This is a genomic window from Paenibacillus vandeheii (assembly GCF_030433635.1).
Lineage (GTDB): Bacteria > Bacillota > Bacilli > Paenibacillales > Paenibacillaceae > Paenibacillus > Paenibacillus vandeheii.
Genome location: NZ_JAROCD010000017.1, coordinates 19,729 through 43,382 on the forward strand (window position 1 = coordinate 19,729; position 23,654 = coordinate 43,382).

Genomic DNA, 23,654 nt, shown 5'->3' on the forward strand with positions numbered 1-23,654 from the left:
GAGATTAGAAATGAGTGATAAAATAACACAATCACCTCAAATTAGATTCATAGGATTTACGAATGCTTGGGAACAGAGACGGTTAAACGAATATTTAACAACTTCAAAAGTAAAGAACAGAGATGAGCGATTTGGAAAAGAAGATGTGTTATCAGTTTCTGGCGAGTTTGGAATAGTTAATCAGATTGAATTTCAAGGACGTTCATTTGCTGGTGTATCAGTTGCAACTTATGGGGTAGTTGAAAAGGGTGATGTGGTATATACAAAGAGTCCGTTAAAATCTAATCCGTTTGGAATTATCAAATCTAATAATGGACAAGCAGGTATTGTTTCAACGCTTTATGCCGTTTATAAACCAAATGATAATGTTGACAGCAACTTTGTCGAACGATATTTTGAAAGCCATCAACGATTAAATCGTTACTTGCAGCCCTTGGTAAATAAGGGTGCTAAAAACGATATGAAAGTTAGCGATGATAACGCATTGAGTGGTATAGTGGTTTATCCAGCTGCAGTGGATGAACAACGAAAAATTTCGTCATTTTTTAATCAATTAGACAACCTCATCACCCTTTATCAACGCGAGTTAGAACTACTAAAGGATACGAAAAAAATTCTACTTCAAAAAATGTTTCCGAAAGATGGTGCTAATGTTCCTGAAATTCGCTTTGCAGGTTTTACTGATGCTTGGGAAGCGCGTAAGCTTCTAGATGGGACTTTAAAAATAGGTGATGGTTTGCATGGAACGCCGACATATACTAATGATGGAAATGTGTATTTTATAAATGGTAATAATCTGGTGAATGGACGAATTGTAATTACTGAAGAAACTAAGCGTGTTACTGAAGAAGAACAATCTAAGGATGACAAGGCTTTAAACGACAATACATTGCTAATGTCAATTAACGGTACAATAGGTAATCTTGCTTGGTACAACGGTGAGAAACTTATGTTAGGTAAGAGTGCCGCTTACATTACCGTGTCAGATTTTGATAAGAGATTCATTTATGCTTATTTTCAAACACCAAGTATCTATAGTTATTTTATGAACAACCTGACTGGGACTACTATAAAAAATTTAGGGTTAAAAACGATTAGAGAAACAAATTTGTTAGTTCCTAAGAAGGAAGAACAAGAAAAAGTTGGGCATCTTTTCATGAATCTCGACCACTTCATTACCCTTCATCAGCGTGAGTTGAATTTGCTGAAAGATTTAAAGAAATTAATGCTTCAACAAATGTTTGTATAAAAAAAGGAGATTACACAAAAAATGAGTAATGCAAAAGATATTACATCAAAACTATGGGGAATGGCTAACAAACTGCGAGGAACAATGGATGCAAGTGAGTACAAGAATTATATTTTACCATTTATGTTCTATCGCTATTTATCAGAGAATCAAGATGAATATTTGAAAGCCAATAATCTGGAAGAGTTCTACAAAGTGACAGAAGACACTGAAAAAGAAGATTACCTTGAAGAAATCAGTAAAGGTATCGGATATGCAATTGACCCAGCCTATACTTGGAAGAACATCGTATACAAAATTGAAAATCACAAAATCAAAGCTAGTGACTTCCAAGACATGTTTGACTCGTTCAATACAAATGCCAAACGTAACGCAGTCGCAGAAGCGGAATTTGCTAATGTATTTTCAGATGTTAACCTTGGGGACACACGTCTAGGGTCAAGTACAAACGAACGTGCAAAGGCTTTAAATGAAATCGTTTTGATTATTAACGATTTTACTTTTAAAGACGATTTAGGCCGTGACATTTTGGGTGACGTTTACGAGTATTTGATTGGACAATTTGCTGCCAGTGCTGGTAAAAAAGGTGGGGAATTCTATACACCTCATGAAGTTAGTAAAATCCTGGCGAAAATTGTCACGAATGATGCAGTTGGTACTGGAGGTCAATTCCGTGTTTATGATCCTACAATGGGATCAGGTTCACTTCTTCTGACAGTTCAAAAAGAATTACCAAATGGTGATGAAGAAGGAAGCGTCGAGTTTTACGGGCAAGAGTTGAATGCTACGACTTATAACTTAGCTCGTATGAACTTAATGATGCATGGGGTAAATTACCGCAATATGGAATTAAAACGTGCAAACACACTTTATACTGACTGGCCATTTGCTGAAAAAGATGGCACACAAATTCCTTTGAAGTTTGATGCGGTTGTATCAAACCCCCCATATTCTCATAAATGGGATACAAAAAATATTGATCGAGAAAAAGATACACGTTTCATGGGTTATGGTGTAGCGCCTGCATCTAAGGCAGATTACGCTTTTGTTCTTCATGGACTTTATCATTTAGATAGAGCAGGAACAATGGCTATCGTGTTGCCGCATGGGGTACTCTTCCGAGGTGCCTCTGAAGGTAAAATCCGCCAAAAGATCATAGACAATAATTTATTAGATACTGTTATTGGATTGCCAGCTAACTTGTTCTATGGCACAAGTATCTCAACCTGTATACTGGTGTTCAAAGGTCATGAAGCTCGTAAGAGTAAGGATATTTTGTTTATTGATGCTTCAAAAGAGTTTGTAAAAGGGAAGAATCAAAACAAACTCTCTCCTGAAAATATCAACAAAATTATTGAAACATATAGTGACCGTAAAGACGTTGAAAAATTTGCTCATGTGGCATCGTTGGATGAAATTAAAGAGAATGATTACAATTTAAACATCCCAAGATATGTCGAAACGTTTGAAGAAGAAGAAGGTGTTCCACTTTCACAAGTGGCTCAAGAATTGGTGGAAGTTAGAGCAGAAATTGCGAATTCGTATGATAACTTGTTTGGGTTATTGAATGAGTTGGAAGGGACAAACGATGAGGCTAAAGAAGAACTGAGTAAACTAATCAGTCTTTTAGGAAATAATAGTATTAGAAAAAAGTCAAGAGGAATTGAACATTAGCTTTTTTCACATGCGCTTGGGAGCAGAGTATGGAAATAAACATTGCTTCTTCACCGTAAATAGGCAGATTAATAAGAGGTAATTCATAAATTTGTCAGGTGTAGTAGTAATTGATAATAATTTCATTTCATAGAACACTGTGGTTAGATAGTGGAACCACAGTGTTAGGTTTGCTGCTAACATACACAAGACTCTTGCCAAAAACGGATATAGTTCGTCACGATCTCAGAGGCTTCCTGGTAGTTGCAAACTCATAACACTGTAGGCACTCTGCTTCCAACAAACTGTGAAACGACTCAATATGCGCATTCTTGTTGGGTGTCATTGGCGTGATTCTCTCGTGCATGATCTTAATAAAATGCGGTCATTGTCTTGATGAATGGTAAGGAAGAACGAATCGTTAAATCCATAGCTCCTACTGAGGGTGAACGCACGGTGACAACAATAACCGTTGATCCCCAACAACTGGACACCAACTGAAAGCTGAGGGACAAGGCGCAGTAGTGACTATATCGGTCTCTTCCGAATCCAGTATCATTATTGTGAACTGACCTGACAGATGGTCAATAATATGGAAGAGAAGCAGGCGGTACTGGTTGTGAAAACTGGAAATGCAAGCTATACCCTTCCTGCTCAGCAGCTCGATATTGATTCAATCTCCAAGCGATTGGGAACGGCGGTAGCGCCGGAGAATATTAAGATTCAGATCCGTATCGCTTCTCCAGAAGCGAATATGCTGAAGGTTGCGGAGATGCCGCGGCGCAAAATGCACTTACGCTGGTAACTCCTTCTTTTGACTTTACAGTCAAAGCAATATTAGCAGACCAAGCAGTGGATGTGACCAAGTATAGTGTGTATGTGGAACGTTCCATTGCCTGCCTGAAGGAATCGATCTGAACAAGATTGCTACAGGTATCGTTACAGATCCAGACGGATCTGTTCGTCACGTTCCCACTAAGGTCACAGAGGAAGATGGTAAGTTATATGCTCAAATTAGCAGCTTAAACAACAGTCTGTATTCGGTGGTATGGCACCCATTGATGTTTAAAGATGTGGAAAATCATTGTGCTAAAGATGCTGTCAATGATATGGGCTCCCGCCTGATTGTGAATGGCGTTGGTAAACGATCTATACAATCCAAATGAGGATATGACACGTGACGAATTTGCAGCGATCGTGATGAGAGGTTTGGGACTGAAGCCGGTATAAGGCATAGCACCTTTTGCAGATGTAGATGCTTCCAATTGGTATAATCCTGCTGTTCTGACAGCCTATGAGTATAAGTTGATCGAAGGCTTTGAGGATGGAACCTTCCGTCCGGAAGAGAAGATTACTCGTGAACAAGCCATGGTGATCTTGTCCAATGCTATGACAATTACAGGTCTTCAGGAGAAGCTGGCGATTAAGGACAGCAATGAACTTCTGAAGCCTTACACCGATGCAAGCCATGTCTCGGAATGGGCTAAAGCTGCTGTTGCTGCAAGTCTTGAGGCAGGTGTGGTCAGCGGCAGAGGAGCAGACGAACTGGCTCCGAAAGCCAATATCACCCGTGCTGAGGTTGCAGCTATCGTTCAAAGAATATTGAAGGCTTCTGACTGGATTTAAAGCACCGAAAGGGTTCCCCATGCAGGAAGAACTGCATAAGGGGAGCCCCTTTCTTATATTCAATAAAATGTTGGTGCCTTGAAGTTGCCTGTACAAACAATAGAAAACCCGGATTGGATCTTAGTGCCCAATCCGGGTTTTTATCTGCTACAATTGTTGTCGTTCCATCAATCTATAGCAAAATGCACGATTGTACTATATAACATTTTGTTGCGAATGGGATCAAACATTACTTTCTGCTGGACTTGATTCACCCGCAGCAATAGCGCTTTGTTCATTCCGATTCGCTCTTCAATTGCTAGTTCCAGTTCATGGAGGTCAATACACCTGCACACCCGTGCCAAGCACGGATTTGTTTTGTACGGAATTACCTGAGAGATATACCTTTTGCAGATTAGGCAGCTGGCTTAGGGTCTCTATATTGGAAATGGCATTGTTCTCGAGATGAAGCTCTTCTATGGCCTGCCAGTTACTCATAAATTCGATAGAAGCCAAATTGCTGTCTTGCAGAGTGAAGGAACGCAGAGCCGACATTTTGGCAAAGTAAGGCACCATTTGGTCAACTTCAGTAACAGAGGTGTTGTTTATGCTGAAATATGGCTGCTCTAAGGTCAAATGCTCAAGTACGCCGTTCTCTGCGGCCGATTTTTGTTCGAAATTCAGCCTACACTCTGAGCACATCAGAGATTTGATCTGCTTCAAACGAAATAAAGCATCGCTCTCCTTATATAGTGACGAATCGTAAATGTTCAGAGTCTCTAGACGAGGCAAACCGTCCAGGGCGCCAAGATGGGTTATTTCACTGATCTCCCAGAGGGAGAGTTGCTCCAGTTTCGGGAATTTCCCCAGCGCAGTCAAGTTCAATTCCCCGCTTCCGCCACGGAGCGTCAGGCTGGTTGTAGCGGGCGCCTTCAGCCCAGTGAGAAAGGAGCTTGGAATTTCCACTCGGCCCACATTAGGTAAAGATAACGTCTCTGCGTTCTCATAGTAACCGGACAGAGCTAGTTCCCGCAGAGAGGGCAGACTGTTTATGGCCTTTACCGAGCTAAGCTGACTTAGAGAAGCCAGGCGTAGTTTAGTAATGGAGGCCTTGCCGGTCAAGTGCTCCAGGTTGGAAAAGTTTACATTTTCAATATCTAGCGTTTGTAGAGCAGGCATGTTTTGCACAAAGTCGATGGATTTCACATTCGTTAAAAAGGACAAATGAAGCTCCTGAAGCTGAGTCAAGGCGTACAACGGCTGCAGGTCAGTGGTTTCACTGTGTTGTATGGATAAGGATGACAGCCCGGTCATGGAGGACAACCATCCCAGTTCATCGACAAAGGTGAGCGACAGGGACTTGAGCGGCAGCTTGTTCAACAGAAAGAAATCCGTTACGGATTCATCCACATAGGTAATGGATAACGAGCTCAGATTAGGAAACTCCAGAAGCAGGGCCAATTCCTGATTGCTGCGAAGCTGAGTGGAAAGCTCCGTAATTTTAGACTTGTCGCCAAAGTAGCCCGAAAATTTGCTGAAGGATTCGTTAAAAGCGCCTCCATAACTTTGTAATCCGGACATATGGGCCAAAGTGGTTTGTTCCGTCTGGGCGATTTCATAGGTATTCGTCAGGTCCAATGCCGTCAGTCCCTTAAAAGCTTCAAAATCTCGCTGATCAATGCGCTGGCTATTCAGTTTCTTGTCCTGAGTAACATAAGTGATCTTCTCGGCCTGTTCATCGCTGAAGGGATCGGAGAGGCTATATGTAAACTTCCACTGATCATTCTCCGAATGCTCTACGGTTAAATAGCGAAGACGAGCCAATTCCTCCTCTGTCGGCAAGGCAGACCCTTTGTCGAAGATATCTCGCAAAAATGAGAGCAGAACCTCGCTTTCGGGCATCTTTCGCACAGGCAGATTGGCTTCTGTTCTTGAATAGGTGGAGCTGTTGCTATAATAAAAATAAGTACCGATCGCGCCAGTTAGGACTAACATTAGTATCAGCATTAGCTTTACGGAGACAGCCTGCTTCCGCGGTGCTTTAGGGGGCGTTCCGTGATAATGATTAATGGTCTGGTCTACGTAATAGACATGATTTTGCTTCAATAAAAGCTCTGTTTCACAATAGGGACACTTTAAAATCTCACCCTCTTTGTATTCAATTCTTCCGTTGCAATTGGGACAGTTTAACGGGATAAACGCCACGAATGTCCCCTCCTTCATTATGATGGTCATAAGATCATGCTGAACGGTCATCTGACTTCATTATACCTTGTGAATTTACGTTTGATGAGAGAAAGAAGTTCCACATAGCGAAGGAGCAGGGAAATCAGAGCAGGGAAATCCTGCTCCTTTTTGATCTTTTTTAAGTATGGCTGGTGGTAGGCATTATTAAAAAAATCAACCCAAACTTTGGGTGGAAATCAAGCACCGATTCATTGGCAAAAAGGTACATGTAATCGTACTTGTGCTCGTATTCCTCTAAAACTTTATTCATTAAACGTGCAGAAAGTCCTTTCCCCGATAATCAGGATGTGTCATCACTGTTTAAGCTGGTATATCAAGCATCGAATTCAAGGAACGCTGGGATACCTGACACCTGTTCAATAGTGCCAAGTGGTGATAATTCAAATTAGTGAAGAGGGGATCTGTTGTGAGTGCTGCGACGAATTTATTTGCCGCGGCCTGATTAGCGGAATGAAGATCATGACCGTACCCGTATCAGACTTGGTATAGTTCTGTAATAAACTAGGATTCACCTTTAATTTGGAGTAAGATTTCTCTTCCATGAAGTGGTATTATCTGTGGGAAAGGAGGCTGGCTGCAGTAAATTATGTAAGCGCTTTAAATGGTTTATAAAAAAACTTGGTGTGGGGGGAATGCTTCGAATGAGGAAATCATTTAAGCAGGTCGTTTCCGGGTTACTCGCAGCGGCTCTGCTTCTTCCGGGCGGCTTGATAGCTCCGGCAGTTAGCGCTGCGGATTTAGCGGCATCTAATTCACGAATTGTGTATCAGGAAACATTCCAGAATGGTCAAGGCAAGGTAACTCCATCAGGCGACGCCCAGCTGAGCGCTGTAACGGGCAAGCCGTTTGAGAGCAATGATGATGGAGCAGCTCTAAAAGTTAGTAACCGATCTAATAACTGGGATGGTGTGGACCTCGCATTCGGTGACCTGGGTTTGGCGGTTGGCCAAGAGTATTCTGTAACCGCTTCCGTTTATGTCGATACTGATGCTAACCCGCCTGCAGCTGGAAAAGCTGTCCTGGAGATTGTATCTAATAAGGGCGTTACTGACTCAGAGGGATACAAGGAAATTAGCTCTTCCGACTTTATAGGGGGACAAGGCATTACGCTATCCGCCCCTCTTACCGTGACGAGTGTGGACAAGACAGCTCTGCGGATTAAATCTGATGAAGCGGGTAAGGGTGTCTCTTTCTATATTGGGGATATCACTATTACCCAAGCAGGAGCACCTGCCGAGCCCACTATAGTCCTCAACCAAAGCTTTGAAGATGGAAATACCGGTGGATGGGGCAAGCTGGGTTGGGGATCGAGCGGGGATACTGCGGTCGTTGATAACTTAGCCTCCGAAGGTACGAAATCTCTGAAATTCTTCAACCGGGCCGATGAGAAGGCCGTTCCTGCTCTCGAACTTACTGGCAAGATGAAATCGGACCGTAAGTATGATATTTCTCTCAAGGTTAGACTCGGTTCAGGTGAAGGCCAGTTCCATCTGGCATCCAAAATAAATTCTGAAATATTAGTGGAGGACCAGAAGTATCCTTGGCTTATAGGCAACAAGCTTGTAAACGCTTCCGAATGGACGTTATTTGAAACTAAAGGCTATGAAATCCCTTCTAAAACGAATGAGGTTATCATCTATGTTGAACCATCGGACAACACGTTAACCTCGGATATTTACATTGATGAAGTCATCATCACCGATGTAACCCCTGATCAAACCGCACCAGAGATTGTAGATAAAACGGGCATTTCTGCCGATTTTGAGGATGGCCTGGATGGATTCAAAGCGCGGAACGGCCGTGAAACGGTAGTTCTTTCCCAAAACGATAATCATACATCTGGCGGCAAGCAAAGCTTGCTTGTAACGACTATGGCACAATATGATGCAGCCTTGGTTGATGCAACTGGAAAAATGGCAAAGAACCATGAATACGAGCTGTCTGCTTGGGTGAAAATGGCACCTGGCGAAGCGCCTACAACTCTTCGTATTAGTGTTCAATATGCGGACAGTGGCTTTGCCAACGTTTCACCAAATGCAACCGTTACCGATCAGGAATGGGTACACTTAACGGGGAAGTATACGCTCACCACTACTCCAAGCGTACTCAATGCTTATATTGAAACAGCAAATAATGACGGTGGCAGCCGTACCTTTTTCTTAGATGACTTTGCTCTAAAATATTTGGGACCTGTAGCTGCTGCGCCTCCGATTCAAGAAGATCTTCCTAACCTCAAGGATATTTACGAGGATGATTTCCTGATCGGGAACATTGTTAATCCGGCTACCTTTGACGAGACTCGGCTCAAGCTTCTGAAGAAGCATCACAATGTCGTCACGTTTGAGAATGATATGAAGCCGGATTATGCTTATAACGCGGACAGACAATTTGATTTCACCGCAGAAGATGCTCTAGTCCAAAGAGTAAAGGACGCGGGCCTTGATTTGCACGGTCATGTGCTCGTATGGCATGCCCAGTCTCCTACATGGCTTTATACGGCAGCGAGTGGTGAACCGCTGAGCCGTGAGGAAGCTCTGACAAATCTAAGAACACATGTTAAAACGGTCGTTGAGCATTTTGGTGACCAAGTTATTTCCTGGGACGTTGTCAACGAAGCGATGAACGATAACCCGGCTAATCCAGAAGACTGGAAAAATGCATTGCGTAATTCCGGCTGGTTACAAGCCATCGGCCCTGACTTTCTTGAGGAAGCATTCCTTGCAGCCAAAGAAGTCATTGACGAGAATGGTTGGGATATCAAGCTTTACTATAATGATTACAACGATGACAACCAGAATAAAGCTACAGCGATCTACAGCATGGTGAAAGAGATCAATGAGAATTACGCCAAAGATCACCCCGGCGAGAAACTGATTGATGGCATCGGCATGCAAGCCCACTATAATTTGGGCACGAGATTGGACAATGTCAAGATGTCGCTCGAACGTTTCATTTCTTTGGGTGTAGAAGTCAGTGTCACCGAATTGGACATTATGGCAGGCACCAACTCTGCAATCACTGAAAAAGAAGCGAAGCAGCAGGCCTATCTGTATGCCCAATTGATGGATCTCTATAAGAAGAATAGCGAGCATATTCCACGTGTAACCTTTTGGGGATTAAATGACAGCACCAGCTGGAGAGCCGAGCAGAATCCAACCTTGTTTGACAAGAATTTTCAAGCCAAAGAGGCATTCTACGCGGTCGTTGATCCGCAAAAGTACATGGCGGAAAATCCACCCGAAGCCCTTGAATACAAGAAATCAAGCGCGCACTATGGGACACCAGCTATTGATGGCTCTGTAGACAGTGTATGGAGCAAAGCTCCTGAAATGAAACTGGATACGAAGCAAATGGCATGGTCAGGTGCGACAGGAACAGCCAAAGCACTCTGGGATGATGACAATCTGTATGTGCTCGTTCAAGTCAGAGATGATCAACTGAACAAGTCCAACCCGAATGTATGGGAGCAGGATTCCGTTGAAGTATTCGTCGATGAAAACAACGGAAAAACAGCTAACTTCCAAGACGATGATGGACAATACAGAGTGAATTTCGAGAACGCCGCTTCCTTTAATCCTGCGGAAATCGCTGCAGGCTTCGAATCGAAAGTCTCTGTTTCCGGTACCAACTACACAGTTGAAATGAAGATTCCGTTCAAAAAGGTTAAGCCTGCGAACAATGCCAAAATCGGCTTTGATGCGCAGATTAATGATGCCAAAGATGGCAACAGAATTAGCGTGAACGCATGGAACGATCCATCCGGTCAAGGTTACCAGGATACGTCCGTATTCGGTGAATTGACGCTGACTGGCAAACCTTCTTCTGGCGGCAACAATGGCGGTGGTAACAATGGTGGTAACAACGGCGGTGGTAACAATAACGGAGGCAACAGCGGGTCCAGCCCCGGTACTACTTCTCAGCCTCAACCACAGCTTCCGGGCAACGACGCGGTGATTGTACCGGTAATAAAAGTCGAAAATGGAACAGCCACAGCAACCGTTTCGAGAGATAGCGTAAATAAAGCCATTGAAAAAGCTTCTCCAGGTGCAAATGGCAAGAAGCAGGTTACCATCGAATTGCCGAAGCAGGCAAATGTACAATCCTATGTTGTGCAATTGCCAACTTCATTCCTGCAAAGCAACAATAATGTTGAGTTTGTGCTTAAGACGGACACTGCAACACTTCAAATTCCGTCCAACATGCTTACTAATATCACGGAACAAGCAGACCAAGTCTCTATTCAGATTAACAAGGTCTCACCAGATCACTTGAGTGCAGACGTTCGTGCTAATGTGGGCAGCCGTCCGGTGATCGACCTAAGCGTAAAAGCTGGTGACCGTATCCTTGCCTGGAACAACCCATCGGCACCTGTAACGGTATCTGTTCCGTACACGCCTGCTGCACTGGAACTTGTCAATGCACATCAGATCGTGATTCTTTACATTGACAAACAAGGACAGGCAACAGCCGTACCAAGTGGACACTATGATACTAAATCCGGCTCGATGGTGTTCAAAACCACTCATTTCAGCACCTATGCTGTAGCCTACGTAACCAAGTCTTTTGACGATGTGCAAAATGTCCTGTGGGCAAAACAAGCAGTCGAAGCGATGGCTGCACGCGATATTATTAAAGGAATCTCTGATGACAGCTTCGCTCCTGCAGCTTCTATCACGAGAGCAGACTTTATCACCTTGCTTGTCCGAGCACTTGAATTGAAGGGCTCAGGCACGAACGGGGCAGCCTTCAGCGATGTACAGCCAACCGCTCACTATGCAGAGGCTGTGGCTATTGCCAAAGAACTTGGTATCGCATCTGGATTCGAAGATCGCACATTCAAACCAGACAGCAGCATTTCCCGGCAAGATATGATGGTTCTTACGGCGAAAGCCCTGAAAGCTGCTGGTAAGCAATCTGCAGGCAATGGAAATCTAGCTCCTTATTCCGATGCTGCAAGCATTTCCACTTACGCGATGGATAGTGTAGCTTCCCTCGTAGGAAGCGGAATTGTTAACGGCAAAAATGACAAAATCGCACCAGCCGAACCATTGACCCGCGCTGAAGCAGCGATGGTTCTCTACCGGATCTGGGAAATGTAAATGTAAGGTTAGGTTTAATTAAATCAGCTGATAAAAAAGACTACCCCCGTGTAATCCAGACGGGGGTAGTTCTACTATTTCATATCGAATGCATGGCGGCGTGGAGAATGTAAATACCATCTTTGGCGGATTCTCCATGGGTTCCGTAAAGATCGGGTATACTTTTGTTAATGGGCGCTAGCAAAGTATAAAACTCGTCCATCACTCTGCGGCAAAATGCACAACTGCACTATATAACATCTTGTTGCGAAGCGGGTCGAACGTCACTTGATGCTGGACCTGCTTCACCCGTAGGAGCAGCGCCTTGTTCATTCCGATTCGGTCTTCGATCGCTCGTTCCAGTTCACGGAAGTCATAAGCCTGCAGGCATTCGACTTTGTCTTTGATAATATCCAGCGTAATTTCCATGTTTGATTCAGGCCTCCTCCATGTCACGATTTGCAGGTACAAAAGCCTGCCGAGCTTTTATTGTAGAATAGCTTTACCTATTCGGCAAGAGCAAACGAAGCGCAATTATTCAAGGAAGAAATGCAAGCACAATTACAGAATTTATCTTTATGCCTGCATATCAAAACTCTTCTTTCTACCCAGTTCTGAAATTGGAGTTTAAATGACAAAAAAATCTGCCCGACCTAGCATTAGGCTATAGATGTAATAGGGTGTTTTACATGTACAGGATAGAGGTTTTCACCATTTGTCCTAACAAATAAACCATCATATGAGATATTACTTTTTATATCGACACCTTTATAGTCAGGGGTAAAATGGAAAGTGATTTTTTCAGTATCTTTTCCAGCAATCTTAGTCAAAATATCTTGAATGTTGATTTCCTTTAAGCTGATCATATCGAAGAGGTCCATGTGATTGCTTTCTTTCTTATAAATAGCTATAGCGTTCTCGTTTTCCAAGTAATAAATATCATCACTGAAAACGTTCAGGCAATAATACATTACTATTCCATGAGTGTAATCAGTTCCAAAATGTTGAGAAACGGGCAATCTTTCTGATGCAAATTTGTAAATCAAACGTAAATCATCTTCTTGACTTACATCTAGTTTTCTAATGTCTGTATGCTCCAATTGGCTTGGTGTAAAGTCCATTGAAAATAGATGCTCTTCTACGGATTTAAACCCAAACTTGGGATAAAAATCAAGAACCGTATCATTGGCAAAGAGATACATGATATCAACCTTGTTCTCATATTCCTCTAAAACCTTGTCCATTAAACTTGCAGATAATCCTCTTCTTTGATACTCAGGAGGTGTCATCACTGTTCCAATTTGTATAGCTTTTTTCTTCTCTCCATTAATAATTAACTCAAGAATGTTTACTGAGACATTTGCAATAACTTTATCTCCCTCAACAAATGAAAAGGGAATGTATCGTTCGCTCCAAAACCCTTTTTGATACCATTGTTTAAAACTTAAACCAAACGTGTTGGTAGCAAGTTCGAAAAAACTCGTTCTAAGTGTTTCATTGTTTTTGTAATCCTTTGTAAATATAAGTTCCTGCATTGTATTCTCCTCCGTAATCATCAAAAAGACTGTATGTATATTCATGGTATGATCCCGTATTTACTAGGTAGAATATGACTATATTCAACTATTCTGCTCATAAGTAAGTTCACTGACATAGCTCCAAATATTATTCAGCAAAAAATCCAAAACCCCTCTTTTTAATCAAACCTTTCGCCCTACATGGAACGACCAAGTAGAGTAGGGGATGATACGATGGAAATCGAACGAACTTTTACTGTAGCCAATCATTCTTAAACCTGTCCATGCCAGAATACTTTTAAGCATGAATTCTCAGATTTTCAGTGATATTTCGTTGAAAGATAGAGACTTGAAGTAAGTGCTTGAATTAGGGGCTGCGTCCTTCTTGTGCGATTATGCAAATGATAGGATAAGAGGGAGGGTCAAAGCTATTCCTAATTTCTCAGCAATCACCCTCCATCCGTTGTTTTGAATGGATGGAGGGTGATTTTCATTATTGGTACTATGCTTGTTAAGCTTAAGCAAAACTCTATTCAGAATCCTTCTAATCCAACAAGGGCAACAGATATCCGTAATGTTCTGCTTCCATCTTGTCGAGCGGAATGAACCGGATGGATGCACTGTTGATGCAATACCGTTTACCACCACGATCTTCGGGACCATCATCGAACACATGCCCAAGATGGATGTCACCTGAGCGACTTCTTACCTCTGTGCGTTCCATTCCGAAGCTCTTATCCGTTTGGTATGTTACAACCTCAGGTGCAATCGGCTTCGTGAAGCTCGGCCATCCGCAACCGGAATCGTACTTGTCTTGGCTGGTGAATAATGGCTCTCCCGTCGCGATATCCACATACAGACCGGGTTCAACATTATCCCAATATTCGTTACTAAATGCATGCTCAGTATCATTGTTAACAGTTACCGCGTACTGTTCATCTGTCAAACGTTCTTTTAATTGCTCATCTGTTGGACGGGGGTATTGAGCAGGATCGATCACAATCTCTTGCTCATTCAAAACACTCAAGTCAATGTGACAATATCCGTTCGGATTTTTCTCCAAATAATCCTGATGATACTCTTCCGCCAGATAATAGTTTTGCAGAGGCAGCACTTCCGTTACGATGGGTTTATCATATTTCTCTTGCTCTTGAGTTACAGCTTGCTGAATAATCTTTGCATCTTCAGGTGACGTATAGAATATCCCTGTGCGATACTGAATACCTCTATCATTACCTTGCTTATTTAGGCTGGTCGGATCAACAACTCTGAAATAAGAGTCAAGCAATTTCTGCAAAGTGACTTGCTTCGGATCATATTTTACATGAACGGTCTCCGCGAACCCCCGATCTCCACGAATAACCTCTTCATAGGTGGGGGCTTCTCCTTCGCCGTTTGCATAGCCCGAGGTTACATCTTGAACTCCCTGAATGCGGGACATATACGCCTCCACACCCCAGAAGCAGCCACCAGCCAAGTAGAGGTGATGTAGATCATTCTCGGAAACGCTCATTGTCTTAATGGTCCGGGACGATGCAGATACCATGTCATTCTCAACCCGGCTTCCACAAGCTGACACTACAATTGCAATGGTTAGGAGACACAAGCTTAACAGGGTACCTTTCATGATACTTCATCCTTCCTCACAAAATCCCCTTCAAAGTCTCATTGATCTGGTCGTTGGATGCATGACCCGGGACTGATTTGACCAATTTCCCATCGGAGTCAATATAAAAAGAACTCGGGTATGCTCGTACTCCGAATTCCTTAGCCCATACACCACGCTCATCCAAAAGTACGGTTAAATTAGTATAAGGTTGCTTGTTAAACCAGTCGGTAAACTCCTGGGAGGATTTCTCTCCTTTATAACCGGGTGTAACAATCGTGATGACTTGAAAATCATTTTCTTGCTGGGCAAGTGTGTTCAAGTCTTCAAGGCCTGCAAGACATATGGAGCACCAGGAAGCCCAATATTTCACATACACTTTCTTCCCCTGGAGATCCGCAAGTTCTAAAGTGTTGCCTTTCAGATCGTTTAATGAAAATTCAGGTGCAGCCTCACCTTTGTTCATCATCGTTGGCGAACCCATATCCGTTGGTTGGAGGGTTTGCTTCGAACCACAGGCGGTCAAGGAAACCAATAAGCCAGTTAATATCAGTACATATCCCATCCATTTCCAAGACATCTTCATACCGAATTCCCCCAATAATTATTGAAACCAGCTCACAATCGTGTTTAGCCGATCTGTCATTAGCAGCAGTCCCATTAAAATAAGAATACAGCCGGACACCATTTTGATTGCTCCCATGAACCGGTACAAGCGACGAACTCGCTTCATTACATATTCCGAGAATACGGACATGACCAAAAAAGGAATCGCTAACCCCAGGGTGTAAAGAAACATGAGAAACCCTCCATAAACAGGGGATCCTTCACCTGCTGCGATACCGAGGATCGCTGCCAGTACAGGACCGATGCAAGGAGTCCAGCCAAAACTGAATGTCAGGCCAAGCAGGAAAGCACCTATATATCCACCCTGCGTGCTACGATGGCTTGACAGCTTTCTTTCTCGTTCCAACCAAGGTAGTTTGATCCATCCCGTTTGATAAATGCCAAACAGCACAACGATGGCTCCGCAAACTGCAATGAACCCGGAACTTGTGATAACATTGCCAAGAATGCCGGAACCAAAACCGAGTGAAATAAACACTACGGATAGTCCGAGGACAAACAGTAAAGTTCGCAGAACAAGTACAGATCGAAGCCGAACAGCGTTCGCGCCGACTTCTCCCTGAGTAGTACCGTTGACCAGGCTTCCTGACAAATAAGACACATATACCGGGAGCAGCGGCAAAATACATGGTGCAAAAAACGATAATAACCCCGCCCCAAATACACCGAAAAGGAATACAAAATCACTGGCCAAATCAATCACCACCTGAGAAATACGACTTATCGAACCTATGGTTAGCGACTGAAATATATCGGAAGTGTAAACCAGAAGCAGCTACCCGCTCCTTTAGTACTCTGTACCCCAATTTCACCGCCGTGGAGTTGAACAATCGATTGTGCGATTGCGAGGCCCAGCCCGGCGCCTCCATTACTCTTGCTGCGTGATTTATCAATCCGATAAAATCTTTCAAATATACGTGAAGTCTCCGCCGCTTCCATTCCATCGCCTTCATCCGTTACGGAAATTCGCAAATACTGACCCGTTTCAGCGGCAGCTAGAACGATTTTTCCATCAGCAGGAGAGTATTGAATGGCATTTTGCAGCAAATTGGACAGGACCCGCTTCATTTGCGACGGCATCATCATAGCAGCCGGCAATTTATCCGGCAGATCGATCTCGACGGTCAACCTTTTCTCAGCGAGATGGAAGGAGAAGCTCTCCAATGTGCTGATCAGCAACTCATCAGCATGACAAGGCTGCGGGTCGAATATTTCGCCTTTTGCCTCCAGACTAGATAATTCGAACAGGTCATGAATAAGCCCTCCCAAGCGCTTTGTTTCCAATCGAATGGTATTCAGATAGCGTTGAAAGGTATCTTTATCCTTAATCACATCATCCTCCAATGCTTCGACAAACGATTGGATGGATGCCAAGGGTGTCCGCAAATCGTGGGAGACATTCGCAATCAGTTCTCGTCGAGCAGATTCGGAATGATGCAAACTGTCAAAGCTCTCCTTCAGTTTGTAGCTCATCTCATTAAATTGCTGTGCCAGCAGTTCGAACTCTTGCGGACCGATTAAGGGGACTTCGGTATGGAAATCCCCTTCGGCAATTCGCATGGTCTGTTGTGTAATCCGCGCAATGGATTTCTCTAATGGCTTAGTCAACAGATACTGAAGGATAAACGAGAGCAAGCCTACCCCAGCCGTTATACCAGACAACCAATAAAGTTGTTCAATAGTGAGCAGCATTTTAGAGTAGCTGACGAATAAACAAATTAAGAGTACTCCAATTCCCGTCAGGCTGGACAATACTAAGTAAGTACGCAGTTTCATTAGCTGCCATCACCCGCAAACTTATAGCCTATGCCCCAGACTGTCTTGATATATTTCGGATCAGAAGGCGTTTGTTCGATTTTCTCTCTTAATCTCCGAATGTGTACGGTAACGGTCGTTGTATCTCCCTCGTAGCTAAAATCCCAAATCTTGCTCAGAATCTGGGTGCGGGAAAACACCTGACCTGGATGGCTTGCCAATAAGTACAGCATCTCGAACTCGGTAACCGTCAAATCAATCGTTTGCCCACTGATCTCCACTTCACGCTTCGCGACATCAATGGTGAGTCCTTCGTATTTGATGGTATGTTCAGATGATGTAACAGGCGTTATCTGGGCGTATCGCATCCTGCGCAGGATTGCTTGCACTCGCAAAACGAGTTCTCTTGGACTGAAAGGTTTCGTCAAGTAATCATCTGCACCCATCGTCAGTCCCATCAGACGATCCTGCTCCTCACCGCGGGCAGTCAACATAACGATCGGGATATCCTCGGTTTGTCGAATCTCGTTGCATACTTCCCAACCGTTCTTATGTGGCATCATCAGGTCGAGCACAATCAGATTTGGAGTTTGACTACGCCATAGCTCCAAAGCTTCTAAACCGTCTTTAGCAGTCACGACGAGATAACCTTCACGTTCCAGATACCTGCGACAAACATCTGTAATATTCGTATCATCATCAGCGACCAGTACTCGTTCATTCAAACTGACCCACCCCATATTCCAAAAAATACATTTGATTAATCATACCATATGGTGATGGTGCTACTTGGCCGAATTCATTTCATTTCATTTCATTTCATTTCATTGCTTCAGCAGGCTTCATGTATTTAGTAATCAGCATATCAGATACATAAGTGCTGTCATTGGAAATAGCAGGAGTGGTACCTAGGTTTACTTGCTTACCATCAACCATGACTTTCTTGGAGCCGATCCACACTTTAATCATTTTTCCCGCTGGCTTCATTTCACTGTCCATCATCATGCCGTCCTTCATCATCTTGTCATCTTTCGCCATCATATCGTCTTTCATCGTCATGTCGTCGTCCATCATGTTGTCATCATTCATCATGTTTCCATCCATGTCGTCCATATCGTCCATGTACATCAAGGTTACTGATCTATCTGTGCTGTCCCATTTAATGCTGTAGTCATACATTGCCGCCGCCTGTCTCAAGTTAACAAGCTCCATGCCATCCTTTTTAATTGTTTTCATCTCTGCTGCACTTGCTAATCCGGAAAATGCCACCGACAGCATTAACACCGCCGTCATGATCATCATTTTGCCTTGTTTTCTTTTCATCATTCTTATCACACTCCAATGGTTTTTTTCTTACATGGATTAGCATAAGTGGGATAGCTTACGATTCTCTAAGCTAAGTATTACGATTTCATTACGACGTGTACCCTATGGTTTGTCCCAAGGTAACAAGGAGGGGTGAAGTTCTACTTTCGACTCTCAAGAGGAAGTGCGCTTTCTTGTGTATGTGATATACTCAATGGTATGTCTTTGATTAACATATACTGATGTTTGAACGATGTTACGCTGACATGGTATAAGTGAAGAAGAAGCAAGGACATCAACATGTAAATTGTAATGAAACTGCTAATGCTAATTTAAATGATGAGTATGCAGATGCATGAGTTACGATTTTTTACTATTAATAAGGACATAGACTGTCCTGGTATATATAGAGGGGTTTTGGATATGACAAAGGAAAACTTTTGGCGTGATTTACCACGACCATTTTTTATTTTGGCGCCTATGGAAGATGTGACAGATGTAGTGTTTCGCCATGTCGTAAGTGAAGCAGGCAGACCGGATGTGTTTTTTACGGAGTTTGCGAATACAGAAAGTTATTGTCACCCGGAGGGGAACAAAAGTGTGCGCGGGCGTTTGACTTTTACAGCAGATGAACAGCCGATTGTGGCGCATATCTGGGGAGATAAACCGGAATTCTTTCGTGAGATGAGTATCGGGATGGCGAAGGAAGGCTTCAAAGGCATCGATATTAATATGGGATGTCCGGTAGCGAATGTAGCGGAGAATGGGAAGGGAAGCGGTCTGATCTGCCGTCCTGAACTCGCTGCGGATATCATCCAGGCCGCCAAAGCGGGGGGACTGCCCGTTAGTGTAAAAACAAGGCTCGGTTTCACTGCTGTAGACGAATGGCGCGACTGGTTAACCCATATTCTGAAACAGGACATTGTTAATCTGTCCATTCATCTGCGGACCAGAGAGGAAATGAGCAAAGTAGATGCTCACTGGGAACTGATTCCGGAGATTAAGAAACTCCGTGATGAGGTGGCGCCAGATACACTTCTCACGATTAACGGAGATATTCCTGACCGTCAGACCGGCTTGAAACTCGCTGAGCAATATGGTGTGGATGGCATTATGATTGGGCGCGGTATTTTCCAAAATCCATTTGCTTTTGAGAAAGAGCCGAAGGAACATACTAGTGAAGAATTCCTTAATCTGCTACGATTGCATTTGGATCTCTATGATCAATATTCAGGACAGGAGCCACGTTCGTTCAGCCCGCTTGCCCGCTTCTTCAAAATATATGTCCGTGGATTTCGAGGGGCAAGTGAACTTAGAAATAGCTTGATGAACGCTAAGTCTACAAGTGGAGTACGTGCGTTACTCGATGAATTTGGAAGTAAGGATCAAGATGGGGTAGAGGAAATTGAATAGAATACAGGAGGTCACATGTCCTGGAGTAAATTGAAACAACAGCTGGAAAGTTTCCTCAGTCCTGCGTTAGTTGGAAGGGTTGAGTACCGGGCAACCAGCTACCGCTATTTACCTGATAAATCAGGAAATTGTTATATTACCGTAGATAAAAAGAACGTACTCAATATGAGTGATATGAATGGCCCAATTCGATGGTATCAGACGGAGCAGGAGATCAAGAACGACCCGGATATCCTGATTCCTGTGAGCGATGAAGAGATAGAAGCCGTCATAAAAGATACCAAAGGGACCGTTCCAGCGGATCGTCTTGAAGTCATTGCAAGAAGCAGAAAAAGCTCAGTACTTGCGAAGGAGCTATTGTCAGCACAGTCATCATTAAGTAAATCGAATTTTACGGTTGCAGCGACTACGTTTTTATCCACTTCGATAGAGGATAATCTGGAGACCAACGATATCTTGTTTAATATTCTTGCTTTGGTAGACAGACGTATTGGCAAAAAGCGGATTTTGAACATGTCCGAGAAGATAAAGTCAAAGCATCCAGCCGTGCAGTATTTTTATGAATTAAGGCGTAGTACGTTATAAATCAGTTGAGAGTTATGTGTTGATCGTATTTGCGTCAACACGGCTCTGGCCGCAATATCCGCTTGTAAGGGCGGCGGGCTGAACAAGAGGATATACGTCAAGTAGACCGCAACCTTTGCTCGGGGGGCGGTCTACTTGTGTTTATTGAACAGCAGCGCTACAAATCAGTGAACCGAAGGTAAGCATCAGCATAAGGTTTTTTGTTTGCTATAGCTTCTAGCTATAACTAGTTATGGTTTTTAAGTATCTCTTCTAACCCCTTTTTGCATGATATGATAATGGTATACAACGAGGGGGTTTTTACATGACTGATAAGTTCCAGATCGTAGGGAGTTTGTTGCGGCCCGATGAGCTGCTGACATATAAAACGCAAATTGAACATCGTGATGATATCCAATATCCATTCTATGAAAACTTCGAAGGTTATGAGAAATGCGAGACGGAGGCAATCCAACAGGTTGTGAAGAAGGAGATCGAGCATGACCTGTCGATTATTACAGATGGAGAGTTTTCCAAATCGATGTGGCATCTGGATTTTGTGTGGGGTTTTGGTGGAGTTGAGCGCTATATCGCGGATCATGGCTATTTTTTCAGAGACGTGGATGGGACTTCGAAATATGAAACACGCAAAGATATCGGCTTGCGTATTACGGGCGAACTGAGCGGAAAGAATCATCATTTCATTCAACTGTTCAAACAGTTGCAAGACACGGCTGGTGACCAGCAAACGAAACTTTGCGTACCATCACCATCCCATATCTTCGGTGAACTTTCCTGGTCGGATAATATTGGCGGCACGGATGCTGTTTATCAGAACAAACAGGAACTCAAAGCGGGTCTTGTGAAGGCATATAAGGAATTTGTGGAAGAATTCGCTGCGGCGGGCGGGAAAATCCTGCAATTCGATGATTGCTTGTGGGAGCTGTTTGCAGACGACAATCCGAACTCTCCGTTTACAGGGGAGCATATTAATCAAGAGGAAGTACAGGGTCTCGCTACCGAATTTATTGATATTAACAATACCGTAATTGACTTCGGTCATAGCCTGGGCTTGAAAATGTGGACACACAACTGCCGCGGCAATTATGATTCCCGCAACATGGGTGGTGGATCTTACGCGAAAATCGCCAATCTGTTTCTGAAGCAGTTGAAGTATGACCGTTTCTTCCTGGAGTGGGATGATGATCGTGCAGGTTCAATTGAGGCGCTTGAAGTATTCAAAGACAGACCTGAAACGGAAGTTGTATTAGGTTTGCTGTCATCCAAATTGAGTACACTCGATGATGAAGCGCGCGTCATCCGTTTGCTTGACGAAGCATCCAAAATCATCGATAAGGATCGCCTGTTATTGTCCCATCAATGCGGCTTTGCATCCTGCGATGGCGGTAACGAGCTAAGCGAAGCCGAGCAATGGGCAAAGATCGATCAAGGCCAAAAGATTGCCAAGCAGTACTGGAGCAACTAAATCGCAAATAAAGAGAACGTTTCATAGAGCGGCGGCCTTTTCCTGAATTCAACCAGGGAGAGGTCGCCGCTTTTGTTGTAGAAACGTTCCTTGTTGTGAATTGATATGGATTCGATATGGATGGATATGATCAACTCTGCTGTGCATGCTGAGCAAGCCATTCCTTTTTCAGTAAGGCATATTGATACGTATTCTCGTATTTTGGCGTGCCGTCTTCATTTTTAACAAATGAAACGAATTCTATGAAACAGCCTTCCCGGCGCATACCCAGTTTCTCACACAGCTTCTGTGACCGGAAGTTATCATCCTCGACATATGCGTACAGTCTTCTTACTTCCTGTTGCGTAAAGAGATACGCTATGAAGGCGTTCGCGCTCTCACTTGCGTATCCTTTCCCTTCAAATCTGGCATTAAAATTCCATCCAATACCATACGTATCCGAATCTCGTTCTTCCTTCATACCAAATAGCTCCCCGATCAGTTCGTTGCTGTCTTTCAGGCAGACCGCGATATGGGAGTCGTCACTGCTTCTTTTTTCGACCTCCGCTGCAGCCTCCTCCAACGTCGAAATCTGGTGATCCCTAAAGCAGTTCACTCTTGGATTTGCTGTATACTCCAACAATCCGGCTGCGTCGATTGCAGTGAAATTTCTTAAGTTCAATCGATGAGTTTCGATTGTCTGCATGAGTAAGACCTCCATTTATCATCTGAGCAGCATGATCATTTGTTGTTATATCTTTTATTATTCTTTTTTTCTTACCAAATCTCTACTCTCTACTAAAGCTGGGTAATGCCTTGGGTTTGGCAGGAGTACTTTTCCCTTTTGTTTTCTCCACTTTGGAGAACAAATTCATCAATTTATCTCTATACATATAGCCGAGCACGAAACCAACAACAGCGATGACAGAGATTATAATGGCGATGGTGTATTGTTGCATATGAATCGTGGACCCCACAGCGGCAGAGGCGATGATCCACGGCAGACGACCAACCAGAAGGATCGTGAAGAATCTTAATGAACTCATGGATGTAAGGGCGGCAACAAATACGAGCATGTCTTTCGGCAAACCGGGAATCACGAAAAAGATAAATAAAAAGGCAGAGAATTTTTTCTCATCATGAATGAAGGACGTCCACTTATACTCTTTTTTCTGTAACAGGCGCGACACGAAATTACGACCGATGAAACGCGTGAAGTAAAAAGCAATCGCCGAACCCAATATTAAACCTATGGTTGTATAGAATGAACCAATTGTGGTCCCGTATATATATCCGCCTGCAACCTGTACCACTTCTCCCGGAATAGGCGCAACCACGATCTGAAGTATCTGGAACAGAATGAACATGATCGGACCCCAATGTCCGGTTGAATGAATATAATCTCTGAAATTGTCCATGGATGACATGATTTTAATCAAGGCCGGGGCATAATAGACCAGCAAACCAATGGACAAAACCGTTAATAGACCGAGCATTAGGTTCGTCATTGTTTTTTTTGAACGTTTTGGCATAGCTGAAGACTCCTTTATATATGACCTTACTGATTACA

At 43.4% G+C, this 23,654-nt stretch carries 20 protein-coding genes and 1 pseudogene; 8 read left to right on the top strand and 13 right to left on the bottom strand.

What is annotated here, in order from left to right:
• Window positions 1-10 precede the first annotated feature (10 nt).
• From P5G61_RS27245 to P5G61_RS27260, 4 genes are all read left to right on the top strand, one after another.
• Entirely contained in the window at window positions 11-1,249 is a 1,239-nt protein-coding gene (locus P5G61_RS27245; protein WP_301249368.1) for a restriction endonuclease subunit S, read from the top strand.
• A gap of 21 nt (window positions 1,250-1,270) precedes the next feature.
• A complete protein-coding gene (locus tag P5G61_RS27250; RefSeq protein WP_301249369.1) occupies window positions 1,271-2,923 on the top strand; it encodes a type I restriction-modification system subunit M in 1,653 nt (550 codons plus the stop codon).
• Between the two features lie 571 nt (window positions 2,924-3,494).
• Complete coding sequence (locus P5G61_RS27255; RefSeq protein ID WP_301249370.1) at window positions 3,495-3,707, top strand: hypothetical protein; 213 nt, start codon at window positions 3,495-3,497, stop codon at window positions 3,705-3,707.
• Window positions 3,708-4,135: 428 nt separating this feature from the next.
• A complete protein-coding gene (locus P5G61_RS27260; RefSeq protein WP_301249476.1) occupies window positions 4,136-4,528 on the top strand; it encodes an S-layer homology domain-containing protein in 393 nt (130 codons plus the stop codon).
• A 167-nt stretch (window positions 4,529-4,695) separates the two neighbouring features.
• Here the strand turns inward: P5G61_RS27260 and P5G61_RS27265 are convergent, their stop codons facing one another.
• The 3 genes and pseudogenes from P5G61_RS27265 to P5G61_RS27275 form a co-directional block, all read right to left on the bottom strand.
• A complete protein-coding gene (locus tag P5G61_RS27265) occupies window positions 4,696-4,863 on the bottom strand; it encodes a DUF2536 family protein (protein ID WP_301249371.1) in 168 nt (55 codons plus the stop codon).
• On the bottom strand, window positions 4,847-6,502 hold the full coding sequence (locus P5G61_RS27270) for a leucine-rich repeat domain-containing protein (protein WP_301249373.1): 1,656 nt from the start codon (window positions 6,500-6,502) through the stop codon (window positions 4,847-4,849). The genes P5G61_RS27265 and P5G61_RS27270 overlap by 17 nt, the downstream gene beginning before the upstream one ends.
• Before the next feature lie 409 nt (window positions 6,503-6,911).
• Window positions 6,912-7,054 (bottom strand): annotated as a pseudogene (locus tag P5G61_RS27275) (GNAT family N-acetyltransferase); the annotation flags it as partial.
• 341 nt (window positions 7,055-7,395) lie between these two features.
• Between P5G61_RS27275 and P5G61_RS27280 the strand changes: the two are divergent.
• Window positions 7,396-11,853 carry an endo-1,4-beta-xylanase gene (locus P5G61_RS27280; protein WP_301249375.1) on the top strand — a complete coding sequence of 1,486 codons (4,458 nt, stop codon included), beginning with the start codon at window positions 7,396-7,398 and terminating at the stop codon, window positions 11,851-11,853.
• A 201-nt stretch (window positions 11,854-12,054) separates the two neighbouring features.
• On the opposite strand, the gene P5G61_RS27285 is transcribed toward P5G61_RS27280, so the two are convergent.
• From P5G61_RS27285 to P5G61_RS27320, 8 genes are all read right to left on the bottom strand, one after another.
• A complete protein-coding gene (locus tag P5G61_RS27285) occupies window positions 12,055-12,261 on the bottom strand; it encodes a DUF2536 family protein (protein ID WP_301249377.1) in 207 nt (68 codons plus the stop codon).
• A gap of 230 nt (window positions 12,262-12,491) precedes the next feature.
• Window positions 12,492-13,367 carry a GNAT family N-acetyltransferase gene (locus P5G61_RS27290; RefSeq protein ID WP_301249378.1) on the bottom strand — a complete coding sequence of 292 codons (876 nt, stop codon included), beginning with the start codon at window positions 13,365-13,367 and terminating at the stop codon, window positions 12,492-12,494.
• A gap of 526 nt (window positions 13,368-13,893) precedes the next feature.
• On the bottom strand, window positions 13,894-14,976 hold the full coding sequence (gene msrB / locus P5G61_RS27295; protein WP_301249379.1) for a peptide-methionine (R)-S-oxide reductase MsrB: 1,083 nt from the start codon (window positions 14,974-14,976) through the stop codon (window positions 13,894-13,896).
• Between the two features lie 16 nt (window positions 14,977-14,992).
• Window positions 14,993-15,541 carry a TlpA family protein disulfide reductase gene (locus P5G61_RS27300; protein WP_301249380.1) on the bottom strand — a complete coding sequence of 183 codons (549 nt, stop codon included), beginning with the start codon at window positions 15,539-15,541 and terminating at the stop codon, window positions 14,993-14,995.
• A gap of 18 nt (window positions 15,542-15,559) precedes the next feature.
• Complete coding sequence (locus tag P5G61_RS27305; RefSeq protein ID WP_435874298.1) at window positions 15,560-16,285, bottom strand: cytochrome c biogenesis CcdA family protein; 726 nt, start codon at window positions 16,283-16,285, stop codon at window positions 15,560-15,562.
• A 32-nt stretch (window positions 16,286-16,317) separates the two neighbouring features.
• Window positions 16,318-17,358, bottom strand: coding sequence for a sensor histidine kinase (locus P5G61_RS27310; RefSeq protein ID WP_301249383.1), 1,041 nt, complete (start codon window positions 17,356-17,358; stop codon window positions 16,318-16,320).
• Window positions 17,358-18,062, bottom strand: a complete 705-nt coding sequence (locus P5G61_RS27315; RefSeq protein ID WP_301249384.1) for a response regulator transcription factor — start codon at window positions 18,060-18,062, stop codon at window positions 17,358-17,360. Before P5G61_RS27315 ends, P5G61_RS27310 begins: the two co-directional genes overlap by 1 nt.
• Before the next feature lie 94 nt (window positions 18,063-18,156).
• Window positions 18,157-18,663, bottom strand: a complete 507-nt coding sequence (locus P5G61_RS27320; protein ID WP_301249385.1) for a stalk domain-containing protein — start codon at window positions 18,661-18,663, stop codon at window positions 18,157-18,159.
• A 402-nt stretch (window positions 18,664-19,065) separates the two neighbouring features.
• Here P5G61_RS27320 and P5G61_RS27325 point away from each other — a divergent pair, with 402 nt between their 5' ends.
• The 3 genes from P5G61_RS27325 to P5G61_RS27335 all read left to right on the top strand — a co-directional run bounded on the left by P5G61_RS27325 (window position 19,066) and on the right by P5G61_RS27335 (window position 22,105).
• The gene (locus P5G61_RS27325) at window positions 19,066-20,055 is read left to right on the top strand and encodes a tRNA dihydrouridine synthase (protein WP_301249386.1); all 990 of its coding nucleotides are present in this window, start codon (window positions 19,066-19,068) and stop codon (window positions 20,053-20,055) included.
• Between the two features lie 15 nt (window positions 20,056-20,070).
• Window positions 20,071-20,640 (top strand): SF0329 family protein, encoded by a 570-nt coding sequence (locus P5G61_RS27330; protein ID WP_301249387.1) that lies wholly within the window; start codon window positions 20,071-20,073, stop codon window positions 20,638-20,640.
• Between the two features lie 304 nt (window positions 20,641-20,944).
• Window positions 20,945-22,105, top strand: a complete 1,161-nt coding sequence (locus tag P5G61_RS27335; RefSeq protein ID WP_301249388.1) for a cobalamin-independent methionine synthase II family protein — start codon at window positions 20,945-20,947, stop codon at window positions 22,103-22,105.
• Between the two features lie 130 nt (window positions 22,106-22,235).
• On the opposite strand, the gene P5G61_RS27340 is transcribed toward P5G61_RS27335, so the two are convergent.
• Together P5G61_RS27340 and P5G61_RS27345 are read right to left on the bottom strand one after the other, a co-directional pair.
• On the bottom strand, window positions 22,236-22,790 hold the full coding sequence (locus P5G61_RS27340; RefSeq protein WP_301249389.1) for a GNAT family N-acetyltransferase: 555 nt from the start codon (window positions 22,788-22,790) through the stop codon (window positions 22,236-22,238).
• Between the two features lie 82 nt (window positions 22,791-22,872).
• The gene (locus P5G61_RS27345) at window positions 22,873-23,616 is read right to left on the bottom strand and encodes a TVP38/TMEM64 family protein (protein WP_301249390.1); all 744 of its coding nucleotides are present in this window, start codon (window positions 23,614-23,616) and stop codon (window positions 22,873-22,875) included.
• Between the last annotated feature and the right edge of the window lie 38 nt (window positions 23,617-23,654).

What these genes read in the sequence shown, in the direction of transcription:
- P5G61_RS27335 (WP_301249388.1), top strand. Translation starts at nt 20,945, where the DNA reads ATGACTGATAAGTTCCAGATCGTAGGGAGTTTGTTGCGGCCCGATGAG.
- P5G61_RS27310 (WP_301249383.1), bottom strand. Translation starts at nt 17,358, where the DNA reads ATGAAACTGCGTACTTACTTAGTATTGTCCAGCCTGACGGGAATTGGA.
- P5G61_RS27280 (WP_301249375.1), top strand. Translation starts at nt 7,396, where the DNA reads ATGAGGAAATCATTTAAGCAGGTCGTTTCCGGGTTACTCGCAGCGGCT.
- P5G61_RS27245 (WP_301249368.1), top strand. Translation starts at nt 11, where the DNA reads ATGAGTGATAAAATAACACAATCACCTCAAATTAGATTCATAGGATTT.
- P5G61_RS27340 (WP_301249389.1), bottom strand. Translation starts at nt 22,790, where the DNA reads ATGCAGACAATCGAAACTCATCGATTGAACTTAAGAAATTTCACTGCA.
- P5G61_RS27270 (WP_301249373.1), bottom strand. Translation starts at nt 6,502, where the DNA reads ATGTTAGTCCTAACTGGCGCGATCGGTACTTATTTTTATTATAGCAAC.
- P5G61_RS27290 (WP_301249378.1), bottom strand. Translation starts at nt 13,367, where the DNA reads ATGCAGGAACTTATATTTACAAAGGATTACAAAAACAATGAAACACTT.
- P5G61_RS27255 (WP_301249370.1), top strand. Translation starts at nt 3,495, where the DNA reads ATGGAAGAGAAGCAGGCGGTACTGGTTGTGAAAACTGGAAATGCAAGC.
- P5G61_RS27330 (WP_301249387.1), top strand. Translation starts at nt 20,071, where the DNA reads ATGTCCTGGAGTAAATTGAAACAACAGCTGGAAAGTTTCCTCAGTCCT.
- P5G61_RS27320 (WP_301249385.1), bottom strand. Translation starts at nt 18,663, where the DNA reads ATGATGAAAAGAAAACAAGGCAAAATGATGATCATGACGGCGGTGTTA.
- P5G61_RS27300 (WP_301249380.1), bottom strand. Translation starts at nt 15,541, where the DNA reads ATGAAGATGTCTTGGAAATGGATGGGATATGTACTGATATTAACTGGC.
- P5G61_RS27325 (WP_301249386.1), top strand. Translation starts at nt 19,066, where the DNA reads ATGACAAAGGAAAACTTTTGGCGTGATTTACCACGACCATTTTTTATT.
- msrB (WP_301249379.1), bottom strand. Translation starts at nt 14,976, where the DNA reads ATGAAAGGTACCCTGTTAAGCTTGTGTCTCCTAACCATTGCAATTGTA.
- P5G61_RS27285 (WP_301249377.1), bottom strand. Translation starts at nt 12,261, where the DNA reads ATGGAAATTACGCTGGATATTATCAAAGACAAAGTCGAATGCCTGCAG.
- P5G61_RS27345 (WP_301249390.1), bottom strand. Translation starts at nt 23,616, where the DNA reads ATGCCAAAACGTTCAAAAAAAACAATGACGAACCTAATGCTCGGTCTA.
- P5G61_RS27250 (WP_301249369.1), top strand. Translation starts at nt 1,271, where the DNA reads ATGAGTAATGCAAAAGATATTACATCAAAACTATGGGGAATGGCTAAC.